This is a genomic window from Leptolyngbya sp. FACHB-541 (assembly GCF_014695875.1).
GTDB lineage: Bacteria > Cyanobacteriota > Cyanobacteriia > Elainellales > Elainellaceae > JAAUTN01.
Map to the genome: position 1 here is coordinate 1 of NZ_JACJPC010000033.1, position 17,268 is coordinate 17,268.

The 17,268-nt window shown below is 49.5% G+C and carries 32 protein-coding genes and 1 pseudogene; 28 read left to right on the forward strand and 5 right to left on the reverse strand.

Translation table 11 applies throughout. The features are described from left to right. The 4 genes and pseudogenes from H6G00_RS35220 to H6G00_RS05045 all read left to right on the forward strand — a co-directional run. Positions 1 to 129, forward strand: a pseudogene (locus H6G00_RS35220) (IS256 family transposase); the annotation flags it as partial. Between the two features lie 284 nt (positions 130 to 413). Further along, positions 414 to 731, forward strand: a complete 318-nt coding sequence (locus tag H6G00_RS05035; RefSeq protein ID WP_190795884.1) for a hypothetical protein — start codon at positions 414 to 416, stop codon at positions 729 to 731. Continuing rightward, on the forward strand, positions 731 to 1,327 hold the full coding sequence (locus H6G00_RS05040) for a hypothetical protein (RefSeq protein WP_190795885.1): 597 nt from the start codon (positions 731 to 733) through the stop codon (positions 1,325 to 1,327). Before H6G00_RS05035 ends, H6G00_RS05040 begins: the two co-directional genes overlap by 1 nt. Then, positions 1,324 to 2,283, forward strand: coding sequence for a HAMP domain-containing sensor histidine kinase (locus H6G00_RS05045; RefSeq protein WP_190795886.1), 960 nt, complete (start codon positions 1,324 to 1,326; stop codon positions 2,281 to 2,283). Before H6G00_RS05040 ends, H6G00_RS05045 begins: the two co-directional genes overlap by 4 nt. A gap of 125 nt (positions 2,284 to 2,408) precedes the next feature. On the opposite strand, the gene H6G00_RS05050 is transcribed toward H6G00_RS05045, so the two are convergent. The 4 genes from H6G00_RS05050 to H6G00_RS05065 all read right to left on the reverse strand — a co-directional run bounded on the left by H6G00_RS05050 (position 2,409) and on the right by H6G00_RS05065 (position 4,487). Continuing rightward, positions 2,409 to 2,876 carry a hypothetical protein gene (locus tag H6G00_RS05050; protein ID WP_190795887.1) on the reverse strand — a complete coding sequence of 156 codons (468 nt, stop codon included), beginning with the start codon at positions 2,874 to 2,876 and terminating at the stop codon, positions 2,409 to 2,411. Next, positions 2,873 to 3,742 carry a ParA family protein gene (locus tag H6G00_RS05055; RefSeq protein ID WP_190795888.1) on the reverse strand — a complete coding sequence of 290 codons (870 nt, stop codon included), beginning with the start codon at positions 3,740 to 3,742 and terminating at the stop codon, positions 2,873 to 2,875. Before H6G00_RS05055 ends, H6G00_RS05050 begins: the two co-directional genes overlap by 4 nt. Positions 3,743 to 3,897: 155 nt before the next feature. Continuing rightward, entirely contained in the window at positions 3,898 to 4,188 is a 291-nt protein-coding gene (locus tag H6G00_RS05060; protein ID WP_190795889.1) for an HU family DNA-binding protein, read from the reverse strand. A 68-nt stretch (positions 4,189 to 4,256) separates the two neighbouring features. Next, positions 4,257 to 4,487 (reverse strand): hypothetical protein, encoded by a 231-nt coding sequence (locus H6G00_RS05065; RefSeq protein WP_190795890.1) that lies wholly within the window; start codon positions 4,485 to 4,487, stop codon positions 4,257 to 4,259. A gap of 141 nt (positions 4,488 to 4,628) precedes the next feature. Here H6G00_RS05065 and H6G00_RS05070 point away from each other — a divergent pair, with 141 nt between their 5' ends. From H6G00_RS05070 to H6G00_RS05095, 6 genes are all read left to right on the forward strand, one after another. After that, on the forward strand, positions 4,629 to 5,783 hold the full coding sequence (locus H6G00_RS05070; RefSeq protein ID WP_190795891.1) for a hypothetical protein: 1,155 nt from the start codon (positions 4,629 to 4,631) through the stop codon (positions 5,781 to 5,783). Continuing rightward, positions 5,783 to 6,214, forward strand: a complete 432-nt coding sequence (locus H6G00_RS05075) for a hypothetical protein (protein ID WP_190795892.1) — start codon at positions 5,783 to 5,785, stop codon at positions 6,212 to 6,214. Before H6G00_RS05070 ends, H6G00_RS05075 begins: the two co-directional genes overlap by 1 nt. Positions 6,215 to 6,219: 5 nt before the next feature. Next, positions 6,220 to 6,819: a hypothetical protein gene (locus H6G00_RS05080; protein ID WP_190795893.1), complete on the forward strand. Its 600-nt coding sequence runs from the start codon at positions 6,220 to 6,222 to the stop codon at positions 6,817 to 6,819. After that, a complete protein-coding gene (locus tag H6G00_RS05085; RefSeq protein WP_190795894.1) occupies positions 6,816 to 6,995 on the forward strand; it encodes a hypothetical protein in 180 nt (59 codons plus the stop codon). The genes H6G00_RS05080 and H6G00_RS05085 overlap by 4 nt, the downstream gene beginning before the upstream one ends. A 169-nt stretch (positions 6,996 to 7,164) precedes the next feature. Next, positions 7,165 to 7,746 (forward strand): hypothetical protein, encoded by a 582-nt coding sequence (locus H6G00_RS05090; RefSeq protein WP_190795895.1) that lies wholly within the window; start codon positions 7,165 to 7,167, stop codon positions 7,744 to 7,746. Between the two features lie 13 nt (positions 7,747 to 7,759). Beyond that, positions 7,760 to 8,263 (forward strand): hypothetical protein, encoded by a 504-nt coding sequence (locus H6G00_RS05095; RefSeq protein WP_190795896.1) that lies wholly within the window; start codon positions 7,760 to 7,762, stop codon positions 8,261 to 8,263. Between the two features lie 45 nt (positions 8,264 to 8,308). Here H6G00_RS05095 and H6G00_RS05100 read toward each other — a convergent pair whose 3' ends face one another. Further along, on the reverse strand, positions 8,309 to 8,662 hold the full coding sequence (locus H6G00_RS05100) for an HNH endonuclease signature motif containing protein (RefSeq protein ID WP_190795897.1): 354 nt from the start codon (positions 8,660 to 8,662) through the stop codon (positions 8,309 to 8,311). A gap of 182 nt (positions 8,663 to 8,844) precedes the next feature. Here H6G00_RS05100 and H6G00_RS05105 point away from each other — a divergent pair, with 182 nt between their 5' ends. The 18 genes from H6G00_RS05105 to H6G00_RS05190 all read left to right on the forward strand — a co-directional run bounded on the left by H6G00_RS05105 (position 8,845) and on the right by H6G00_RS05190 (position 17,223). Then, positions 8,845 to 9,063: a hypothetical protein gene (locus H6G00_RS05105; protein ID WP_190795898.1), complete on the forward strand. Its 219-nt coding sequence runs from the start codon at positions 8,845 to 8,847 to the stop codon at positions 9,061 to 9,063. A 154-nt stretch (positions 9,064 to 9,217) separates the two neighbouring features. After that, the gene (locus H6G00_RS05110) at positions 9,218 to 9,469 is read left to right on the forward strand and encodes a hypothetical protein (RefSeq protein ID WP_190795899.1); all 252 of its coding nucleotides are present in this window, start codon (positions 9,218 to 9,220) and stop codon (positions 9,467 to 9,469) included. 74 nt (positions 9,470 to 9,543) lie between these two features. Next, positions 9,544 to 9,954 carry a single-stranded DNA-binding protein gene (locus tag H6G00_RS05115; protein WP_347278151.1) on the forward strand — a complete coding sequence of 137 codons (411 nt, stop codon included), beginning with the start codon at positions 9,544 to 9,546 and terminating at the stop codon, positions 9,952 to 9,954. Positions 9,955 to 10,075: 121 nt separating this feature from the next. Then, complete coding sequence (locus tag H6G00_RS05120; protein ID WP_190795900.1) at positions 10,076 to 11,557, forward strand: DUF4055 domain-containing protein; 1,482 nt, start codon at positions 10,076 to 10,078, stop codon at positions 11,555 to 11,557. 137 nt (positions 11,558 to 11,694) lie between these two features. After that, positions 11,695 to 11,907, forward strand: coding sequence for a hypothetical protein (locus H6G00_RS05125; protein WP_190795901.1), 213 nt, complete (start codon positions 11,695 to 11,697; stop codon positions 11,905 to 11,907). Positions 11,908 to 11,951: 44 nt separating this feature from the next. After that, entirely contained in the window at positions 11,952 to 12,386 is a 435-nt protein-coding gene (locus H6G00_RS05130; protein WP_190795902.1) for a hypothetical protein, read from the forward strand. 2 nt (positions 12,387 to 12,388) lie between these two features. Beyond that, positions 12,389 to 12,544: a hypothetical protein gene (locus tag H6G00_RS05135; RefSeq protein ID WP_190795903.1), complete on the forward strand. Its 156-nt coding sequence runs from the start codon at positions 12,389 to 12,391 to the stop codon at positions 12,542 to 12,544. After that, a complete protein-coding gene (locus tag H6G00_RS05140) occupies positions 12,541 to 13,218 on the forward strand; it encodes a hypothetical protein (RefSeq protein WP_190795904.1) in 678 nt (225 codons plus the stop codon). The genes H6G00_RS05135 and H6G00_RS05140 overlap by 4 nt, the downstream gene beginning before the upstream one ends. A gap of 14 nt (positions 13,219 to 13,232) precedes the next feature. Next, on the forward strand, positions 13,233 to 13,610 hold the full coding sequence (locus tag H6G00_RS05145) for a hypothetical protein (protein WP_190795905.1): 378 nt from the start codon (positions 13,233 to 13,235) through the stop codon (positions 13,608 to 13,610). After that, complete coding sequence (locus tag H6G00_RS05150; protein ID WP_190795906.1) at positions 13,588 to 13,833, forward strand: hypothetical protein; 246 nt, start codon at positions 13,588 to 13,590, stop codon at positions 13,831 to 13,833. Before H6G00_RS05145 ends, H6G00_RS05150 begins: the two co-directional genes overlap by 23 nt. Further along, on the forward strand, positions 13,826 to 14,086 hold the full coding sequence (locus H6G00_RS05155; RefSeq protein ID WP_190795907.1) for a hypothetical protein: 261 nt from the start codon (positions 13,826 to 13,828) through the stop codon (positions 14,084 to 14,086). Before H6G00_RS05150 ends, H6G00_RS05155 begins: the two co-directional genes overlap by 8 nt. A 38-nt stretch (positions 14,087 to 14,124) precedes the next feature. Then, positions 14,125 to 14,334, forward strand: a complete 210-nt coding sequence (locus H6G00_RS05160; RefSeq protein WP_190795908.1) for a hypothetical protein — start codon at positions 14,125 to 14,127, stop codon at positions 14,332 to 14,334. A gap of 228 nt (positions 14,335 to 14,562) precedes the next feature. After that, positions 14,563 to 14,817, forward strand: coding sequence for a hypothetical protein (locus H6G00_RS05165; protein ID WP_190795909.1), 255 nt, complete (start codon positions 14,563 to 14,565; stop codon positions 14,815 to 14,817). A gap of 127 nt (positions 14,818 to 14,944) precedes the next feature. Next, complete coding sequence (locus H6G00_RS05170; protein WP_190795910.1) at positions 14,945 to 15,559, forward strand: hypothetical protein; 615 nt, start codon at positions 14,945 to 14,947, stop codon at positions 15,557 to 15,559. A 20-nt stretch (positions 15,560 to 15,579) separates the two neighbouring features. Further along, positions 15,580 to 15,990, forward strand: coding sequence for a hypothetical protein (locus H6G00_RS05175; protein ID WP_190795911.1), 411 nt, complete (start codon positions 15,580 to 15,582; stop codon positions 15,988 to 15,990). 70 nt (positions 15,991 to 16,060) lie between these two features. Then, positions 16,061 to 16,360 carry a hypothetical protein gene (locus H6G00_RS05180; protein WP_190795912.1) on the forward strand — a complete coding sequence of 100 codons (300 nt, stop codon included), beginning with the start codon at positions 16,061 to 16,063 and terminating at the stop codon, positions 16,358 to 16,360. Between the two features lie 36 nt (positions 16,361 to 16,396). Then, positions 16,397 to 16,807, forward strand: a complete 411-nt coding sequence (locus H6G00_RS05185) for a hypothetical protein (RefSeq protein WP_190795913.1) — start codon at positions 16,397 to 16,399, stop codon at positions 16,805 to 16,807. Beyond that, positions 16,804 to 17,223, forward strand: coding sequence for a hypothetical protein (locus H6G00_RS05190; protein ID WP_190795914.1), 420 nt, complete (start codon positions 16,804 to 16,806; stop codon positions 17,221 to 17,223). The genes H6G00_RS05185 and H6G00_RS05190 overlap by 4 nt, the downstream gene beginning before the upstream one ends. The last annotated feature ends 45 nt before the right edge of the window (positions 17,224 to 17,268 follow it).

The following is a 17,268-nucleotide window of genomic DNA, read 5'->3' on the forward strand; positions in this document are numbered from 1 at the left end:
GAATCAGCCTTCAAAGTCATTTACCTAGCCATCCAGAATATTTCCAAAAAATGGACGATGCCGATTCGAGACTGGAGACCTGCTCTAAATCAGTTTGCAATTATGTATGATGACCGCTTTCCTCTCTAAATTTAGATCTTTGACACAGATCTATTTACATACCCAACGTAATTCGATAAAGCCAAGGTGGCAGACTACCGGAAGGGAGTAGTTTGTCGTGCTCCTGTTGGAATGCTGATGCAACTTTATCCAGCTCACACTTGGAGCGATCGCCTCAGCCCCTAACCCTTAACTTTATTCCTGTTTCAAACAGGAGAATTCCAAACGCTTGCGGCGATCGCCCTAATCTTTAACATCAAATCCTCAACTCCTTGCGCGTGGGAACTTCTAGGCGTACTCAATTGGCTGTTGCCATGTCTGAGCCTCAAGTTCCTGAGCAAGATTTATCCCCCCCGAACTGCCCTACGGATTGCCCCAACCGCCAGTCGAAGTCAGCGGAAGAACTTCGCGCTCAACGGCTGGGGTTAGAGATAGCGGCGATCGCCCTCACCCTATTTATCGGTGCCTGGGTTGGGCGTGGTTGGCTGGAGCGAAAAACGCCGACCGTGTTTGAGATTGGGTTTGCGATCGCTTGCGTATATTTAGCAAGGGTCGATCCAAAGGCGGCTAAGGCGGTGTCTGCACGGGCTGTAGGTCGATATCTGGCAGCCGACACGACATCGGAGCAGTGATGAATGAATGGTGGAAAAGATTCAGACGTTGGATCGAACGACTTCTCGGAATCCAACAACAGCGACCAGGAATCCGAGTCATCAAGACCTGGACAACCAAATTTGGAACCCTCCACAGACTTGAGCGAAACGTCACCGGAGCCGTCGCAACCTACCGATTTATCCCTGCCTACCAGCAGCGATATGACCTTCTCATTACCTGCGACCAACTTAGACGGGCAGTCTCTGCCAGCTCTCGAAAACGCAGAACCACTAGTGAGGGAAGTGTTGACCCATCTTGGAAGCTCGCATTTGCCTCTGCCAGCCATCCGACACCATCGCATATTTTTGCGGTGGTTAAAGTGGCGCGCCTCCCAGATTCGCGCACAAAATCAATTGAAGTTCGTGTTGAGCGGGCTTATTTTGTCGATTTCATTGGCGTGCGGGTCTATGCACCGCCCGACTACCATGCCCGACTCATCAGCGCTGATATCGCTCAAGAACTATTGATGAAGCACGCTGACGAGATTGTTTGGGAGAAGGTAATTCACGAGAAAGCCGAATTACACGCCCAGAGCAATCACCAAAGCCTCTATCGCTCACGGTCTAAATCATGAGAAGTTTACTGTTCCGCTATGGGTTAATCATTGCCCTGACTGCTGTTGCCGTTGCCCTGAAACAACCTCTGGGCTTGGAGGCTTACCCGTTTAGCTTGCTCTATTGGGTGATTGTGGCTGGAGCGTGGGCTGATGATTTGCGGGGTGGCTTGTTTTCGGTGGGGTTGGCGATCGCCATCGGCTCTCATGGTGGGGCTTCCGCTAGTCGCTGTTTCTGGTTTGCAGCGGAGGCGATCGCCATCGTTATCGCAATGGCAATGCGCCGGCAGGCACTAGTTCAACGAACCTCAATTCAGCAGCAGAGTGCGGTAAAGAACGACTTCTTCGATAAAGCCTCCCATGCGATGAAGGGGCACATCACCCACATGAGATTGGCGATCGACCTGATTCAACAGAAGCTTAATGGTGCAGCGGCTGTAGGAGACTTACTAAATCTGTTGGATCAGGAGTGTGAGCAGCTTACTGCTCTGGTTGTCAGCATCTTGAAGGTTCAGGAGCTTGAGCTAAATCTCAGCGAAGTCAGGTATCAACCAGTGTCGTTGGGTGCCTGGTTAGATGAACAGGTGCAAATTTATAAGTCTCTAGGCGATCGCTCAAATCTGCAAATCGTTAATGAAGCAGACGACTTACAAATTTCGACAGACCCGAACCTACTTGAAGGGATTGTGTCTGAGCTCCTGTTCAATGCCTGCAAATACACGGCTCCAGGCGGCAAGATTAAACTGACGACGGAGCGGACTGGTAAAGCGATAGCCATTACCGTTGCTAATACAAGCCCTGACATTCCTGCCGAAAACTTGGAGCGGTTATTTGAACGCTTCTATCGGGGGCGAAATGACAATCGGGGAAGTGGGTTGGGGCTGGCGATCGCTCTGAAGCAAGCTGAAGTTTTGGGTGGCACTATCACCGCAGAAAGCAGCAACGGCTGGGTGAAGTTCCGAGTGTTGCTGCCCTGATTGGGGACAGTTGAGGACATTGTTCAATTTAGCCAAACATCTATATTGAATTAGCAACAATGCACCAATGAACTAATAAGCATAAGTAGTTTTGCACCATAGTACTATGGTGCAAAACTACTTAACTACTTAAGTCCTAAAAGGTTTTTAGTCTTGGTCATGAGAGACTTGATATTGCCGACTTTCGTGCGGCGTTCCACTCTAGACCGAGCCTCTTTCAAGACCTGCCGCATGGTTCCATCTTTGTCTTTGCAGGTGACGTAGAAGGCTTCAAAAAGGGTTTCGGGCGTAATCTTGTTGCTCCGGCAGAACGTCTCTATCTCCTCAAGGATTTCCGTTTCTAGCCGAACGCCAACCTTCTTATCGGCGATAGTTGGGTAGGTTGCCAGCTCCGCCTCCCATGCTGCTAACTGGTTCTCTAGGGTTGGAGGAGGTGAGGCTGGCTTTGGAGCAATTACCGCTTCCTGTTGCTGGTCAGCTTCGACAGTTAGGTTGGGCATTTCACTAAGGGGTTGGGTCAACGGGTCAGGTCTGGAAGAAACCTTGACAGTAGGCTCTTGGGCTTCTTTCCTGATTTTGTCTAACAAACTCATTTCAGTGCTACCTCAGCTTGTGCGGGGATTTGCTCGGCGTAGGGACCGAGTAAGTGTTTAATGCGTTGAATCAGGGTAATGAGGGGATATTCAAGACCGGGTTGCCCCAAATCTCGCGGCAGAACTTGATCATTGATTGCTCTTTTGTAGACATCGCTCTCTAGCAGGTGAGGCAACATCTTTTCTGAGCCGGCTATCTCCTCCATAACTTTCATGCTGTTTTTGGTCGTGCCCGTTGGGTGCAACCCAACCCACTTCCCTCTGAACGGGATGACTCCCGCCAGAAAACCTTGTGGAGATTCAGCCTGGTAGTCCTGGATTAGTTGGAGAGTTCGAACTAGCGACTGAACCCCTTTAACGTTCGCCTCGGCTGGCACAACCCAGGCGTTCCCAGATCCCAAAGAGGTTAGCGCCAAGTGCGATCGCTCTGGAGGTGGGTCGATAATGACAATTCCAAAATTGTTCACGACCCGCTCATCGGGCGAGATACCATCGACCCCAACTTGATAGAGTCGATTCCGTAGCAGTGGTACGCTCTTTCCAGAAGCGGCTAGGAAGTGGTTCGCACTCTCTAGATCTTCTGTGGCAGGAATCAGAAATAGGTTGTCATCCCCTGGAACGGTGTGAATCGCGTTGAGGAGTTTCAACCGCTTCTCCGGCTTGGTGAAGACATCAATTAAGCTGGGGCGATCGCCAGGGTCAACGCCCAAGAAAGCGGTCAAGCTTGCTTGAGGATCAGCATCCACAAACAATACTGGGATGCCACATCTCGCAAGAATTCGACCCGTTATAAGAGCAACAGTGCTTTTGCCCTGCCCTCCTGCAAGACCCAACGGAACAAGAGTCGGAGCTTCATGCTGTCCCATGAGTGGATTACCTCAAAAGAGGTAAGGAGTTAAATTACTTTAGTAGCTTAGTTCAAATTTGCTTTAGTGCAATAGTGCTTTAGTGCAAAAGTTATCTTGCTCAAAACAAAAGCCCTCTCCTGAGGGCTTGAGGAGCTATATCGCTGACACTGAGCTTAAGCTTCGGTGCCATTACCTGAGACTTTTTCCTTGAACAGCTTACCAGCCGTGAAGGCTGGGACGGTTGTAGCGGGAATTTCCATCACTTCGCCAGTCTTCGGATTGCGACCTTCACGAGCTTTGCGATCGCGCTTCTCGAAGGAGCCGAAGCCCACCAGCACTACTTTGTTGCCTGCCGCAACTGCGTCCTGAATCGCCTCAAAGGTGGCAGTTAGAACCGTATCTGCCTGCTTTTTGGTGACTCCTGCCTTCTCCGCGACGCTATCCACCAGTTCGCCTTTGTTCATCGCCTGACCTCGAATTGTTCTAGGCGTTGATTTTACTGGATCTCACTGGTTTTAGAGCGATCGCCCATTTAATCTTCCTGATCCTCCCCTTCCTCAAACGGGGGAACCTTGCCCTCTTCGATAGCGCGATAAATACACTGCTTGAGGCAGTAAGCAGCCTGCTTCGCAGTGGAACGATCTTCCTGCTTGGCAAGCACTTCCAATCGATCGATAAAGCTTTTAGGCAGCGGAACAGACAGTCTTCGCTCTGGGGACATTAGGTCAATATTCACAACATTATTGCCAATAATTTTAGCCATCTGCTGCGTCACTCCTAAAAAATGCTGCATTTTGCAGTCATTATGCTGCATTATGCAGCAAATCTGTTAACCTATCACTCAAGAGGTGAGACGAGTTCATACCTCGCGCCACCTCTTCACGCGAGGTATTAAGAGGAAATCATGGCTAAATCAGTGGCAGTTTCGATCAGGGAACTGGTTGCCTTCCTGCCCAACCCAAAGCCGTATGAGAAAGACCTAACTCAGCGGCTGGTTGGTGAGCATCGCCTGCTTAGGCAGGTGGGTGACCAGAGCATTGAGATGAAGATTGAGATTGATTCGCTTCGTCTATTGCCCGAGGGCTCAGGGTTGGTGCAGTATGCGATCGCTAGGAATCTGCTGGACACCGAGCATGGTGGGACGGCAGCATTCTTCGATTGCGGTCGCACGACCGTGATCAGCTACATCGTGGATATGAACGGCAGCAAACCTCAGATTGCTTGGGCTTCCCGCTCTGCACCCGAATATGGGCTAGAGCTGTTGCTAGGAATGATTCAATCTGAGTTGAAACGCAGCTCACCATTCATGCAGGCAATTAGCGGACGTGACCCGAAGCTTGCTCTGCTCAATAAGGGGATTTGCGACGGCACATTTGAATACGGCAACACCGGCTTCAATTTTGAATCGATCTACCAGCGGTGCGCTAAGCCCTGGCTGAAGAACTTTAAAGACCAGGCTGATACGAACTGGCGGCAAAGCAAGCAAGGTTGGTTAGATGACCTCAATCAGCTTGTGTTTGGTGGTGGGGCAGCACCGATCGCCAATGTCTGGGCTGAGGATCAGGAGTTGAATGAGGATGGCTGGATCAAGGTCTTGCCAGAATCGCAGATTGCTAATGTCTTGGGCGCTGTTGGTTCGGGGGGTAATGGCTTAGTTTATGCCGTTGACCCAGGTAGCTCGACTGTCAAGATTGCGGTCAACAATGGCTTAGAAACCAAGGTTACGAAGATTGCCAGCGTTCACCTTGACCTGCCAGCGGACTATGAAATCTTGCCGGGAGAGATCAATAGTGAAAGTTGCGCCATCAACTATCTAGAAGGTTGCTGTGAGCCATTCCGAGTAGTCGTCGGTTCGTCTGCACCGCAGATGTCGAAGATGGCGAAGGAGACGATTGACGATGACAAAGGGGCGATCGCTCACAAACTGATTCTGGCTTCAATTGCTCCACCGGAGGGTTTGAGATCTGCAACACCCCCCGAACTAGAGCCAGTCATCGCAGTTCCTAACCCAGAATTTCAGACTAATGGTCGCCCCCGGAGATCTAGGGCGAAAGTCTAATGCCAGCCGGATTAGACGGGGATGGACAACCTTGCAAATCCAAGGTTGATGTCGAGGCTGAGCAAGTGGCGATCGCCCTTCAAATTGCTGAGAAGCTGGGTTTGAGCAACTTAAAGGAAGCGACAAACCTAACGCTCAAGCTTGGTGGAGGGCTGCTGTTGAAGCTGCTAGAAGACTTTGATGAGATGGCGCTATTAGTGCTGTTGAAGCAGGTTAAAAGCGGTTCTGTTGGGGATGTTCAACAGCAGCTAATTAGCACGATCAAGGCGGTTGAACCATTACCAGAAGTAGCCTCTAAAGTGCGATCTCACAGAGATACCCTCAAGGGGTCGCCGCAGCTAGTGCCCATCCCCGAAATAGAGAGTCCTGAAAACGTTCAACCAACTCTTCCAAAGAAAGAGTCAAAGGCGGATAAGTTTAGTCGTTTGTAGAGATTATGAAAAGCAAGAGACGAAAGTTTTATGTGCCGCATAAGCGTCGGAATCGGTTCGACCTCAGAGCAATTCTGAAAAATAATCCTGTAAAACAGGGAGCGATTGTCACTTTCCTTTTTACGCTTCAAGCAACGCTAATTGCCTGCTCAAGCAATGGCAGTGTTACCGTTGAGTGTTTTATCGACCCTGATCAAGAGGGCTGCGATACAGTCGCTGAGTCGATTTCTAGGAGCGTTCCTGGTGGAGCGGCGATCGCCGATGAATCGCCCCGCGACATCCTCGATATGTGTTCAGAAATCCGTAATCCCGCAGCTTCTATTGACCGGGAGCAATTGACCTGGATCACAACTTACGACAACGGCTCTTTGACTTTGGCGCAGTTGTTTGAAGCGGTGGGACAACCATTATGCAAAGCCGATTACGGGGTAACAGTTCACCTGGGGAATGAAGGGAAAGACGTTTATGCCCCGGTTTACATCTATCCCCTGGAGTTTGCAGTGAGCGACCCTGTTGAGTACGCAGAGGTTGTTGTCAGCCCAGAAAATGGCACTCCATTGGGCGTGCCTGGTATCGGAGTAGTAAGTCAAAGGTCAGACCAATGAAGAAACTTTTATTTGTTGGAGCTTTAGGGACGATTCTACTTGTGGCAGTATTTGCTAAACATCGGGAGGCGATCGCCCCCATAAGTTCTCAGAAACAGCCTCTTGCACCAGCTCAAGCTGGTACAGCAGATAATCTAGACCCATTGGAATTCGATCAAATGGGGGACATTGAATGACAGACAATTTAAGCACGACATGAAGAAGTTGAGGAAGCTAGGCGAGTTTTGAGGCAACAGTGGCGGCGTGTGGTGTGAGGAGCAATCGCTAGTAACGGTGTAACGCGAAAAGTAATTGTTCAACCAATTGAAAGGAGCCTAGACTCCCTTCTTTACCCAGGAGAAAATTATGGCTGGTGAAAATGAGCGACCGGATCGTTACAGAAACCGTGAGTTTGAGAAATTGAAGGAGGAAAGAAGGGAGAGACAAGGCTTCAATTCCACAGGTAAATCAAAGGATGATCTGCGGTTTGGAACCTATGTCAGCAATGCGGGAAATTTAATGGAAGGGGCTAAATTTCAAGCAGACAAAGATACAGAAAAGGGACGATCGCAAGCTCACAAGCAGCTAGATGGAGCTAGCAAGAGCCTTGAAGAAGCTAGAAGAATCGTTCATGAGGATGTTGAGAAAAGGGGTGGCGGTGGACTGCTAGGCTTTCTTGGACTATCCACAGAGAACTCAAGTGAGAGGCGAACTTCCTCAAATTCTGATAATTCAAACACCTCCAAGTCAGAACCCTCTAGCTCTAGCGATTCAGATCAACCTGGAGGGTTGCTAGGGTTTTTGGGGTTGAATTTCGACAATCCGAGTAATAATAAACCTGATAGAACCGAAAAGTCTGAACCTTCTAGTTCTAGCGATTCAGATCAACCCGGAGGGTTGCTGGGGTTTTTAGGGTTGAATTTCGACAATCCGAGTAACAGAAAGTAAGGTAGCTAAAGTCATGACATCACTACTAGCAGTTCGAGAAAGCGATACCTTCAACATCGAAACAGACGGAGAAACTTCTATCTGTCTAATTTATGAAGAGCTGCCCGATCACCTGCTGCAAGGGTTGTTTGATTTTATCCATAACTACTATGGGTCTTTGGCAGTTGTCGTTGATATTGGTGAAGACAGAGATCGCCCTCGCTACTTTATCTCCCAGTCAGGCAGCACCTTGGATTTTGCCTGGTCAGTAGAAGCCTTAAACAGATTTACCCCTGGATGCTGGCAACAAAAGCCTGATGGAACAATTTTTGGCGATCGCCCACTCCTCAAGGTCGGGCCTGTCGTTGAAACAATAAAAGCATCGCAGTTGCCAGCAGATGAGGTGGCAGAGACTCAATCTGAGGTTCAGAATGCTTTACCTAGCGAAAAGCGATTTTTCCGACCTGGATGGTTGCGCTCAATTGCCATTGGAGCAATTGGCTTTGGAATAGGGGCACTGTTTAGCGGAATTCTCTAATTGATTTTTTGCTCCATACCTCAGCCCCTCTTGATGAGGGGCTTTTTACTGCCAACCCACCCATACCCCCCGAACTAGGCGCACAAAGGAAAGCTGACCGCTGCAAATCCCTTTTCCTACACGTTCTGGTCGGTGCGCTGCGAGGTGGCAGGGTTGGCATAAAACTACTAAATTCAACTCGTCATCGTTAGCGCGATCGCGGTCTTCATGATGCACGTTCAAGGTGCGCTTGCCAATCTTTGAGCGGTCTAATCTATCGAGCGAGTATTCACCAGGGCGTAGGCACTGACAGCCACAGCGCGAACACTTCCAGTCAGCCTCTTCCTTCAATCGGTGGCTGAGGGATTTCCAACTTTCGGAGTAGCGACCCCTTGCGGGTGTCTTTTCAAGACCGCTCATGCCGCACCACTTATAAAAGTTCAGTAATTCTACTACTTGATTAGTGTTGACACTAATCAAGCTAGAGGTGATAGTGGAGATGTCTAAGACACCTTAGACACTTTATACAGCAGGAAACAGCGCTCGACTCTGACATCTACGCTGCTCCTACTTCCAACACACAACGGAGTGGAAATTTCATTATGACCTGGACTGTAACGAGAGGAGCATTTGACGCAGTAGTTAGAGAGATTTCAATTGTTAATGTTTTCCTCTTTAACCACAAGACACCTGTATTTCAAAACGAGCAAGAAGCTCAGATTTACTGCGATCGATTCAACCAATTACAGCAAAAGAGCGGCACAGCATTGTCTTTGCTGACTCCACTAGATCAATTAATGGAACTCTACTCCGCTGCTTAATTCCAGAGGTGGAGCCATGTACAGACATAGGGGATCGGGTCGTTAAATTGCTGAGGGCTGCGTCTCAGTTTCATTCAAAACGCAGGCTAGCCGGGTTAGTTTCCGCTTCCCCCGGCTAGTTGTCCAATCCACTTGCATGAAAAGGAACAGATCAATGCTAGAGCTTTTATTGCTTACTGCCCAACCTCAAGTTTCGGCAGCTCAGGTTACGCTTCAACCGGAAATACAGCAAGTGTGTGATTCAGCCGGATATTGCTGTCCTCAAGGATACAATATTGGTCCCGCAGGAATCTGCACCGTTGCTAGGGACTCTCAGAAGAGTGACGATGAGCTCAAGGGCGAACAGTATCAACCACCTGACAACGGCGGACCAAGTGGTTCAACTCGTGATGCTGGAACTCGTTAATCAATAACCAATTACTCAATTTATGGCGATCGCCTTAACGTTGGAGTAGGGCGATCGCAAGAAGGAGTTAAAGAGTGAACGATTCAGAATTCCACAATCAATGGATTACCATTTCCAAGCAACAATTACAGGCTATGCAGCGAATTGCAGATGCTTTAGAGCGTCTAGTTCCGAAAGTTGCTCCCGATTACCAAAAGCCACTTTCGGCATTTAAGCTTTTCGATTGGGAGAGTATCGGAGCAACAGTGATTCAATCTGACCAATACGGAGCCTCCATCGTAGAGTGGGGTGGCAAGCAGTATGTCAGGCGATCGCCTGCCAACAAGTTTGATCCAGCTATTTGGTTTAGTCGTTCCTCTGGGGAAACTGATGCAGAGGGAAAAACGATTTATGAGCGTTTAATCACTTTTAAGGATATGGCTGAGCCTGAAGCAATTCCAAACAAGTTGCTCAGAGCAATGTCTAACCGAGACGAGGACTTTTGACCAAACAGCACCCTCTTGTGGGTATCTCTACGAGATCGCCATTACACTGAAGCCTAAACTCCTCATCTCTTGCTTATCCCCTGTCACTGGCAGGGGATTTTTTGCGTGGGAACTTTGGGGCATGAGATCTGACCATCCCACCAACGATTCGTCTTTACCCAGTTTTGTCCATCCGCAGCTCGCCGCTGTTGCGGAGGAACTTGGGCTGGTCTGGGACGTATGGAGTGAGCTGAAGGACTGCAAGGAGCGGTATCTGCCGCAGGAGAATGCAGAGCCGCCGCAAGCATACAAAAATCGGCTGAAGCGATCGCAGTTTGACTCACGCTTTAAGCCAGCGCTGAAAGGTCATGCGGGGTTGCTCAGTGATTTTGTGCTGACCCAAGACGTAGCCAAAAGCATCAACGACAATGAGCGCAACATAGACCAGCAGGGCAATGACCTCACGACCTTTTTTACTGAAGTCGATGAGATGGTGTTGCGCGACGGCGGTTGTGCAATTTTGACAGAGTTTTCCCCCGAACCAGTGGATGGTGAGGGTAACTCGCAGATCCAAACCGCAGCGGATGAGGCACTGTTTGAGCTGCGTCCATATCTGGTAGCGATCGATCGTCGCGATATCCTCAACTGGGATGTGGAGTATCGGCAGGGCAAGCCATTTATTAACCTGGTCACCATTCGAGAACGGCGGCTGGTGCGTGAGGGGCTGTTTGGCACGGCTGAGAAAACGTTTTATCGAGTGCTGCAACCAGGTAGCTTTCAGGTGTTTGAGTTGGTGCATTCTGGTGGTAAGTGGCGAGCAGATGTAGTAGAGGAAGGCACAACTACACTCAATCGCGTTCCGTTGGTCTGGTACAGCATTTCTGAGTCGAAGCTGTTTCAAGCACAACCACCATTCCTCAATTTGGCTCGACTCAACATTGAACACTTGCAGAAGCGCAGTTCTCTCAACGAGGTACTTCACAAATGCAACTTGCCAGTTCCAGTTCGCAAGGGAATGGTCAAGAGCTTGGCAGACTTGATCAAACCAATAGCCAAGCTAATTATTGGTCCCAACTCAGTTGTTGATGTGCCTACTGATGGCGACTTTTCCTTTGCTGAGCCAACTGGTAACGCGATCGCCTCCACCCAAGGCGACATCGTGAAGCTAGAGGACGCGATGGATCGGGTGTCTCTCGCCTTCCTATCAGGGGGAGAGGGGCAGAAGACGGCGACAGAAGTGGTGTTGGATACTGCCCAAACTCAAGCCACTTTAAAGGGCATGGCGCGGCGCAAGGCTAGCTCTGTGGAGCAAATCTTTGAGCTATGGACTGACTACACCAAAGAGAAGGTCAGTGGCTCAATTGAGGTCAATGAGAAGATTCTGCAACTGCCTCCTGACCCGCAGGAAGTTCAAATCATTCTGGATGCGATGGGCGTGAAGATCAGCAATAGACTCGGTTTGACTATGCTGTTGCAGCGGCGATGGTTGCCTATTGAAACCGATGTAGAGGCTGAGTTGAAGCTGATTGAAGGAACGCCTTCAACTGAGGTTAAGACCCCGCCTGAGCAGCCTCTAGCCAGTGATAAGGATATTGAGGAAGAGAGGTTGGCGATTGCTGCCTAACACCAGTGGGAATGCTAGGGCATCGTTTTCTTTTATTCGCTTAATCTGCCTGCGGCTCAACGGTCGTAGGTATTTTTTTGGCAATTGCCACTATCGCCACTGAGGGAACTTTCAGGTGAACTTGCTTGAGGATTCTCGTGAAACCGTTCTCCATTCTCCTAACGGTTGTGGCCCGCAAGACGACCGCGCAGCATTTCAAGATTGGTGAAGGAGTTGAATTCACCAATGGCTATTGCTGTGTGGTGATTCAGCATGGCGACATGAGCGCAGAACCCAAGCTTTACCCCAGTCTTGAGGAGTTGCAGCGATCGCTCTGTGGCGATAAACGGGTCTCTTTGATTTGGCTGTAAATACAACTGCGAGATATCTCTCGCATTCAACATAGGAACAAACAATGCAATACCCCGAAAGAGAATTTGTCTTGACCGATGAAAAGGGTAGCCCGATTGACTTTGAAGGAATGTCAATTGACGAGTTGAAAGAATATAAGCTGAAAAACTTTGCTGACTTAACATCGATCAAAACTCAATTGCAAGCCGCAGCAATCAAGAGGGCATCCACGGGTGAAGCAGCAGATCAAGACTGGTTTCGACGTGCAACAGGTGCAAAGCGAGTTAAAGGACTGATCGATCAAAAAATCGCTCTGGAGCTAGGCAGACGAGCGCAACTGCGAAAAGATCAAAACATTCGTAAGAGCGAAACTGACCGGGCTGATTTTTTGGATGCTTTTATGTCGTGTGCTCAAGAGATGCTGCCAGAGACTCTGTGTGCTGCACTCATCAGGGCAGCAGCAGAAAGAATTGAGCAACAAACTTACAAACTGTCTTGAAGATGGAAGAACCGATTCAGCCTATAGGTGAACCACTACCGCTTGAGGAGTTACTGAAGCTAGCAACACCCACTCAGGGCGATTTGGACAGGGCGATCGCCACTGCTGACCGCTCCCTCAAACCATTTCTCACGCCTAAGCAGAGGCAACGGCGATGACTGAACTGGTTGGAGGGCAACGAGCGATCGCCTATAGCAGTGCAACGGGGCAATACATTGACCAATCAACCAAACGGTTTATCCCCCGAACTGAGGTGATGCGGTTTGTGGACGGGGAGGTAGCCCGCACTCGTGCCAGCCTCCAGGGGCACACCCGACTCATGGCAGCGCAGAAAATCACGCTGGCAGAGTGGGAGGTGAGGATGGCGCAGTCATTGAAGGATAGCCATATCAGACTTGCTGCCCTTGGTTCGGGGGGTGTGCAGAACCTCAATGCTAAGAAGTATGGGGCGGTGGGCTATCAACTGCGGAAGCAGTATGAATATCTAGATGGGTTTGCCCGTGATCTCAAAGCAGGCAAACTTACGCCAGGGCAGGCACTCACACGAGCTGGGATGTATGCCGACTCAGCAGTAGTGAGTTTTCATCGGGCAGAGCAGATCACTAAACAAGAGGAGAAGTTTCAGGAGGCAAAGCGCAGTCTGCACCCGGCTGCACGGCATTGCTCTAGCTGCCTTGCCTACAGCACTAAGGGAAAGTGGTTACCGATTGATCAAGTGGTGATGCCGGGGGTGAACTGTGAGTGTGGACAGCACTGCCGATGTTCGGTGCAGTATCGCTATCGCCGCATTGATCCGAAGGTTCTCAACAAGGGAACTCTTGAGGCAGCATGAGGCAAAAGTGAGTTATGTCCTGGAACATCACACCCCCAACCGATCTAGAACGCCTTCGCAAACACCTGAAAGTGCCTGCGGAGCAAATGTATTTAGACATTCTGCGAATCTCAATGGAGCGGGTAGAGCGGGAAAGCCCTGATACCGTCTACACAATTCAGGAGCAGCTTGACCAACTCGATCAACTGAAAATTCAGAAGAGCAATTTGGTCAGCAGCGGCAGCTATGGGCTGACTTACAAGAAGGTCGATGTTTTGGAATGGGAGTGGGGTGGCGGCGACCCCAGCAGCGGCGTTGCCATTCAGGAGGCTGAACTGGTGAAAGACATCGCTACAGCCCTACACATTGAGTTACCGGAGAGTAATGGCTATGGAACCCTTGGAAGGAGTTGAGGTATCGGGTCAACTTGCCCTGTTGATGGGTAACGCCATCAGACAGCAAGACCTGGAGCTATTGAGGGAGGTCATTCGTGAGATTGCTGTCTCACTGGATGATCTGAACGCGAAGTGGATTTTTCGGGTGACTGGGCTGGATTTGTCACCGGAGCAACAACAGTGGTTTGAGGGCGCGATCGCCCAAATTCGCAATAGAACTGAGGATAGCGACTATGCATAAGTTTTTTCTGGTTGAGTCCGGCACGGTAGAAGAGATTCGGGCACATTTGACAGAGGCGATCGCCCGTCATCCAGGTGATAAAAATCTGCACGAAGCACTGCACCAGTTAGATACTGGGCTGCATGTTTCTGACTTGGTACCAGATGACTTTAAAGAAGAAAGTGGTACTCCGCTGTTGGAAGAGGCTTTCAAAGTCAATTTTGACCCCACAAAACTACCGCGCATTCCAAACAAGCCTCCCGGCTTTGCATAGGGAACTCTTAGCCAGAATTGATGACGAGTGAGGTCAGAATGACTGAACAACCCGAACAAGAGCAAACAGTTACACTACCCAGCTCCCGCCCTAGCTTTGTAATTCCTGGAGCATCGGTGGTTATTCAGGCTGAAGAGGAACCAATGGCAATTGAGCAAGTTCTCTCAATTGTATTTCAGGTAGCATCCTCTAACCCCGGCTGCAAGGTTGGATTTTGGCTCAAGATTTTTAGTGATCAGGATGAGTAACGAACAGGTTTATTCAAGAGGTAATTATGTTTGCTGCTATCGCACTTTTGTTCATGGTTGGGGCATCTCAGGCAATCGCCCTCCGCTTCCTACTGCCTGAGCAATGATCACCTGTCTGATTTTGATAAACACTCTCAGCCTGGTTCTCATCATCATTGACCTTATTCTCACTCTGGGGCAGAGGAAGGATAATTGAGGGAGTATTCACTTCCCCAAGGAGTCTGACCCGTGAGAACTGCTGTCGTATTCTGGCGCAATGTGTCCCATGCTCATCCTGGGCAGGTGAAAGCGGCTGACATTCCTGATACCAGGGTGGTTTGCACTGCTGGTGTAGTTGTGGATGAGGATGACCTGACTCTCAAATTGAGCCGGGATAAGGCGGTCGAGAAAGACCAGTGGCAGTATGCGATCGCCATTCCAAAAGCACTCATTCTCAAATCAGAATTTTTTGAAGTTGAAGAAGTTGCAGCGATCGGAGTGTAGCGATGCCCTGCCATCTGCCAAAGCTGCCGCAACTTTCATGGTGAATCGTATGGCGGTAACTTCCTGGTTTGTGGCATTCACCCTTATGGGAATGGTGAAGACTGTACAGATTTTGAGGTGACAGAGAATGATTAAAGAGCTTCCCTACAACGTTCGACTTGAGCTTTGGAAACAAGCTACTCAAGAAGCTGAAGGAATTGGTTTACCTCTGTTGAAGAGAAGCAAAGATCCACAGACAGTCATGATGGTCATAACCACCTTGGCACGGTGGATTCATGAAACAAATTTAGACATACTTACTCCCATTCCCCCTCAGCAATGGCTATCTGAAGCATCAACAATTCTTGAGGAAGTCAACTCATTTAGAGGCGTATTAATGACCTGGGTTGAAGATGAGCTTAAACAGGCATTTGACGCAACCTGTGGCTCTGAGGTGCAAGAAGAATCTCAGCGACGTGCTGAGGAGTATAGCGCGGAGCTGGCTCAGCGATTTGGTCAACCGAACCAGCAGCCAGATATACAAGAGGTCATTGACTTTGCCGTTGAAACCGATCGGCGATGGTTTCAGTATCAGTGCAGTGGACAAGGGAAAAACCTGCCGCAGATTGCTCGACTGAGGAAGGTTAATCAGCTAGTTTTGTTGGAAAGTTTAGAGGCTATTACCAAAGCGACCAAAATGGTTGATTCCTTCAAGGGCTTTGCAAAACGGACTGCTCAGGCTAGGAAGCGTGATTTCAACTGAAGTTTGAGTGTAGGAAGAGTATGCGAAGTGAATTTTTAGGACTTGAGAACGCAATTCTCTATTTTCAGGTGTTGACCGAAGACACTGAGCCGGATGCGTTTGGCAACGTGCCTGCGCCGGTGTATAAGCCCAGGAAGATAGATGCATTTCTCAAAAGCACAACTGACCCTGGAATAGTGCGAACACTACAGCAAGACCCTAGAGCCGAAGCCGATTCAGTCGCCCTCAAAGGTTACTGCGTTGAACCGATGATTTTGCCGTCTGCCATTGTTGAAGAGATGGAGGCAGAACTCACCTTTAACCGCAGACCGGGAAAGTTTCTTTTGATTAGCATCAACCCTCCCTATGGACGTGATGGCATTGGAGGGCTAATTGAGAAAGAAGCGGGAACTTCAATCGTCGGTTGGTTTACGCCCGATCGCCAGCAATAACTAGCGATTTCTCGGATCTCGCCTGTGGGTGTGCAGTGCCAGGATGAAGCTGCATTTTTTGAGGTTTAAGATGGCAGCTCAGACACCAGCCGAAGACATGAAGGAAGCTCAGGAGATTTGGAACAAGTTAAGCCTTGGAGAGAAGATCGGCGTAATCACACTGCCGTTCGTGGCGTTGTTTCTGGTTGGCGGTGTGGTCTATTGGCTGGGTTATCCCTGGACTTGCAGTCAGGCTCAGTCAGCAGAAGAGAGTGCAGAACAGGAGTTAGATGCAGCAGTCGCTAACCCAGATATCAAGCATTATGAGCTTCAGAGCGCAGGGTATGACCGCAATCAGGCAGCACAAACGACTTTGAACAAGTGCTATTAGCGGGAACGCTAGGGCGATGTGATGTGGCGATCGCCCATGAAACTGACCTGGAACGCTCCCAAAATCGAACCTGACAAAGCAATCTTCACCTGGACAGCAGAACACGCCGAGGCAGTCCACAACGGTGAGACAGACCTGGCAGGTGTGGAGAAGCCTGCACGCCCCTGGACAGAAGTAACGGTTGCTGAGACGGATATGGAGGCGCTATTCGTCGATAACTTCGACGTGAGCCAGATGACCTCTGGTGAGAACCTGCCAGAGAATATTAAGCAAGCCTTCAGAGACACCGCTGAGGATTTGGGTGATGCGTTCAAAGATACGATTGTGAATCACGATTGGGGCTTGCCCAGCACAGGGCAGAAGCTGCATAAAGATGCGCCAACGTGGGTCACGATTGATGACTCTGGGGAGCTGCGGGAGTCTCAATCGTTGGAGTTTGAAGAATGAACCAGGAACAGCTTTGCCAAGAGTTGAGCGAGTTGGAAGAGAAGCTCAAAACAATACTCAAAGATGAGTTGGGCACATTCAACAATGGGCATCCGGCTATTTGGAAAGGCAACATCATTCCAACTGGACTGAAGACCACAGGACTGCAATGCAAAATTCAGGCAGTACCGAAGGGACCGACTTACCCCATGTCGGCGGGTCAGATTTTTGCTGATCATTCGTGGGTCGTAATTCTGGAGAACTTTGATAGCCGGTCGCCGGCGCTGGCGATCGCCAAGTTCAAAATTGAGCAAGCCTTTGTCCTCAAGAAAGAGGCAGAGTATCAAGCACCGACCGAACTGCGGCTGGGGGATTGTAAATTGAAGTGTGTCAAAGGTCAGAAGTTGAGATCTAATGAACTACTGAACCAGAGATAGAAACACATGACCTTTCAACCTGAACTGCTTGACCAACTGCTACAA

Bases quoted from the DNA above. Each gene is read 5' to 3' on its own strand.
- H6G00_RS05075 (WP_190795892.1), top strand. From the start codon at position 5,783: ATGCCAGCCGGATTAGACGGGGATGGACAACCTTGCAAATCCAAGGTT.
- H6G00_RS05160 (WP_190795908.1), top strand. From the start codon at position 14,125: ATGACTGAACAACCCGAACAAGAGCAAACAGTTACACTACCCAGCTCC.
- H6G00_RS05055 (WP_190795888.1), bottom strand. From the start codon at position 3,742: ATGGGACAGCATGAAGCTCCGACTCTTGTTCCGTTGGGTCTTGCAGGA.
- H6G00_RS05155 (WP_190795907.1), top strand. From the start codon at position 13,826: ATGCATAAGTTTTTTCTGGTTGAGTCCGGCACGGTAGAAGAGATTCGG.
- H6G00_RS05120 (WP_190795900.1), top strand. From the start codon at position 10,076: ATGAGATCTGACCATCCCACCAACGATTCGTCTTTACCCAGTTTTGTC.
- H6G00_RS05130 (WP_190795902.1), top strand. From the start codon at position 11,952: ATGCAATACCCCGAAAGAGAATTTGTCTTGACCGATGAAAAGGGTAGC.
- H6G00_RS05150 (WP_190795906.1), top strand. From the start codon at position 13,588: ATGGAACCCTTGGAAGGAGTTGAGGTATCGGGTCAACTTGCCCTGTTG.
- H6G00_RS05140 (WP_190795904.1), top strand. From the start codon at position 12,541: ATGACTGAACTGGTTGGAGGGCAACGAGCGATCGCCTATAGCAGTGCA.
- H6G00_RS05045 (WP_190795886.1), top strand. From the start codon at position 1,324: ATGAGAAGTTTACTGTTCCGCTATGGGTTAATCATTGCCCTGACTGCT.
- H6G00_RS05050 (WP_190795887.1), bottom strand. From the start codon at position 2,876: ATGAGTTTGTTAGACAAAATCAGGAAAGAAGCCCAAGAGCCTACTGTC.
- H6G00_RS05145 (WP_190795905.1), top strand. From the start codon at position 13,233: ATGTCCTGGAACATCACACCCCCAACCGATCTAGAACGCCTTCGCAAA.
- H6G00_RS05090 (WP_190795895.1), top strand. From the start codon at position 7,165: ATGGCTGGTGAAAATGAGCGACCGGATCGTTACAGAAACCGTGAGTTT.
- H6G00_RS05190 (WP_190795914.1), top strand. From the start codon at position 16,804: ATGAACCAGGAACAGCTTTGCCAAGAGTTGAGCGAGTTGGAAGAGAAG.
- H6G00_RS05060 (WP_190795889.1), bottom strand. From the start codon at position 4,188: ATGAACAAAGGCGAACTGGTGGATAGCGTCGCGGAGAAGGCAGGAGTC.
- H6G00_RS05105 (WP_190795898.1), top strand. From the start codon at position 8,845: ATGACCTGGACTGTAACGAGAGGAGCATTTGACGCAGTAGTTAGAGAG.
- H6G00_RS05070 (WP_190795891.1), top strand. From the start codon at position 4,629: ATGGCTAAATCAGTGGCAGTTTCGATCAGGGAACTGGTTGCCTTCCTG.
- H6G00_RS05080 (WP_190795893.1), top strand. From the start codon at position 6,220: ATGAAAAGCAAGAGACGAAAGTTTTATGTGCCGCATAAGCGTCGGAAT.
- H6G00_RS05085 (WP_190795894.1), top strand. From the start codon at position 6,816: ATGAAGAAACTTTTATTTGTTGGAGCTTTAGGGACGATTCTACTTGTG.
- H6G00_RS05135 (WP_190795903.1), top strand. From the start codon at position 12,389: ATGGAAGAACCGATTCAGCCTATAGGTGAACCACTACCGCTTGAGGAG.
- H6G00_RS05095 (WP_190795896.1), top strand. From the start codon at position 7,760: ATGACATCACTACTAGCAGTTCGAGAAAGCGATACCTTCAACATCGAA.
- H6G00_RS05170 (WP_190795910.1), top strand. From the start codon at position 14,945: ATGATTAAAGAGCTTCCCTACAACGTTCGACTTGAGCTTTGGAAACAA.
- H6G00_RS05065 (WP_190795890.1), bottom strand. From the start codon at position 4,487: ATGGCTAAAATTATTGGCAATAATGTTGTGAATATTGACCTAATGTCC.
- H6G00_RS05035 (WP_190795884.1), top strand. From the start codon at position 414: ATGTCTGAGCCTCAAGTTCCTGAGCAAGATTTATCCCCCCCGAACTGC.
- H6G00_RS05110 (WP_190795899.1), top strand. From the start codon at position 9,218: ATGCTAGAGCTTTTATTGCTTACTGCCCAACCTCAAGTTTCGGCAGCT.
- H6G00_RS05175 (WP_190795911.1), top strand. From the start codon at position 15,580: ATGCGAAGTGAATTTTTAGGACTTGAGAACGCAATTCTCTATTTTCAG.
- H6G00_RS05185 (WP_190795913.1), top strand. From the start codon at position 16,397: ATGAAACTGACCTGGAACGCTCCCAAAATCGAACCTGACAAAGCAATC.
- H6G00_RS05040 (WP_190795885.1), top strand. From the start codon at position 731: ATGAATGAATGGTGGAAAAGATTCAGACGTTGGATCGAACGACTTCTC.
- H6G00_RS05180 (WP_190795912.1), top strand. From the start codon at position 16,061: ATGGCAGCTCAGACACCAGCCGAAGACATGAAGGAAGCTCAGGAGATT.
- H6G00_RS05100 (WP_190795897.1), bottom strand. From the start codon at position 8,662: ATGAGCGGTCTTGAAAAGACACCCGCAAGGGGTCGCTACTCCGAAAGT.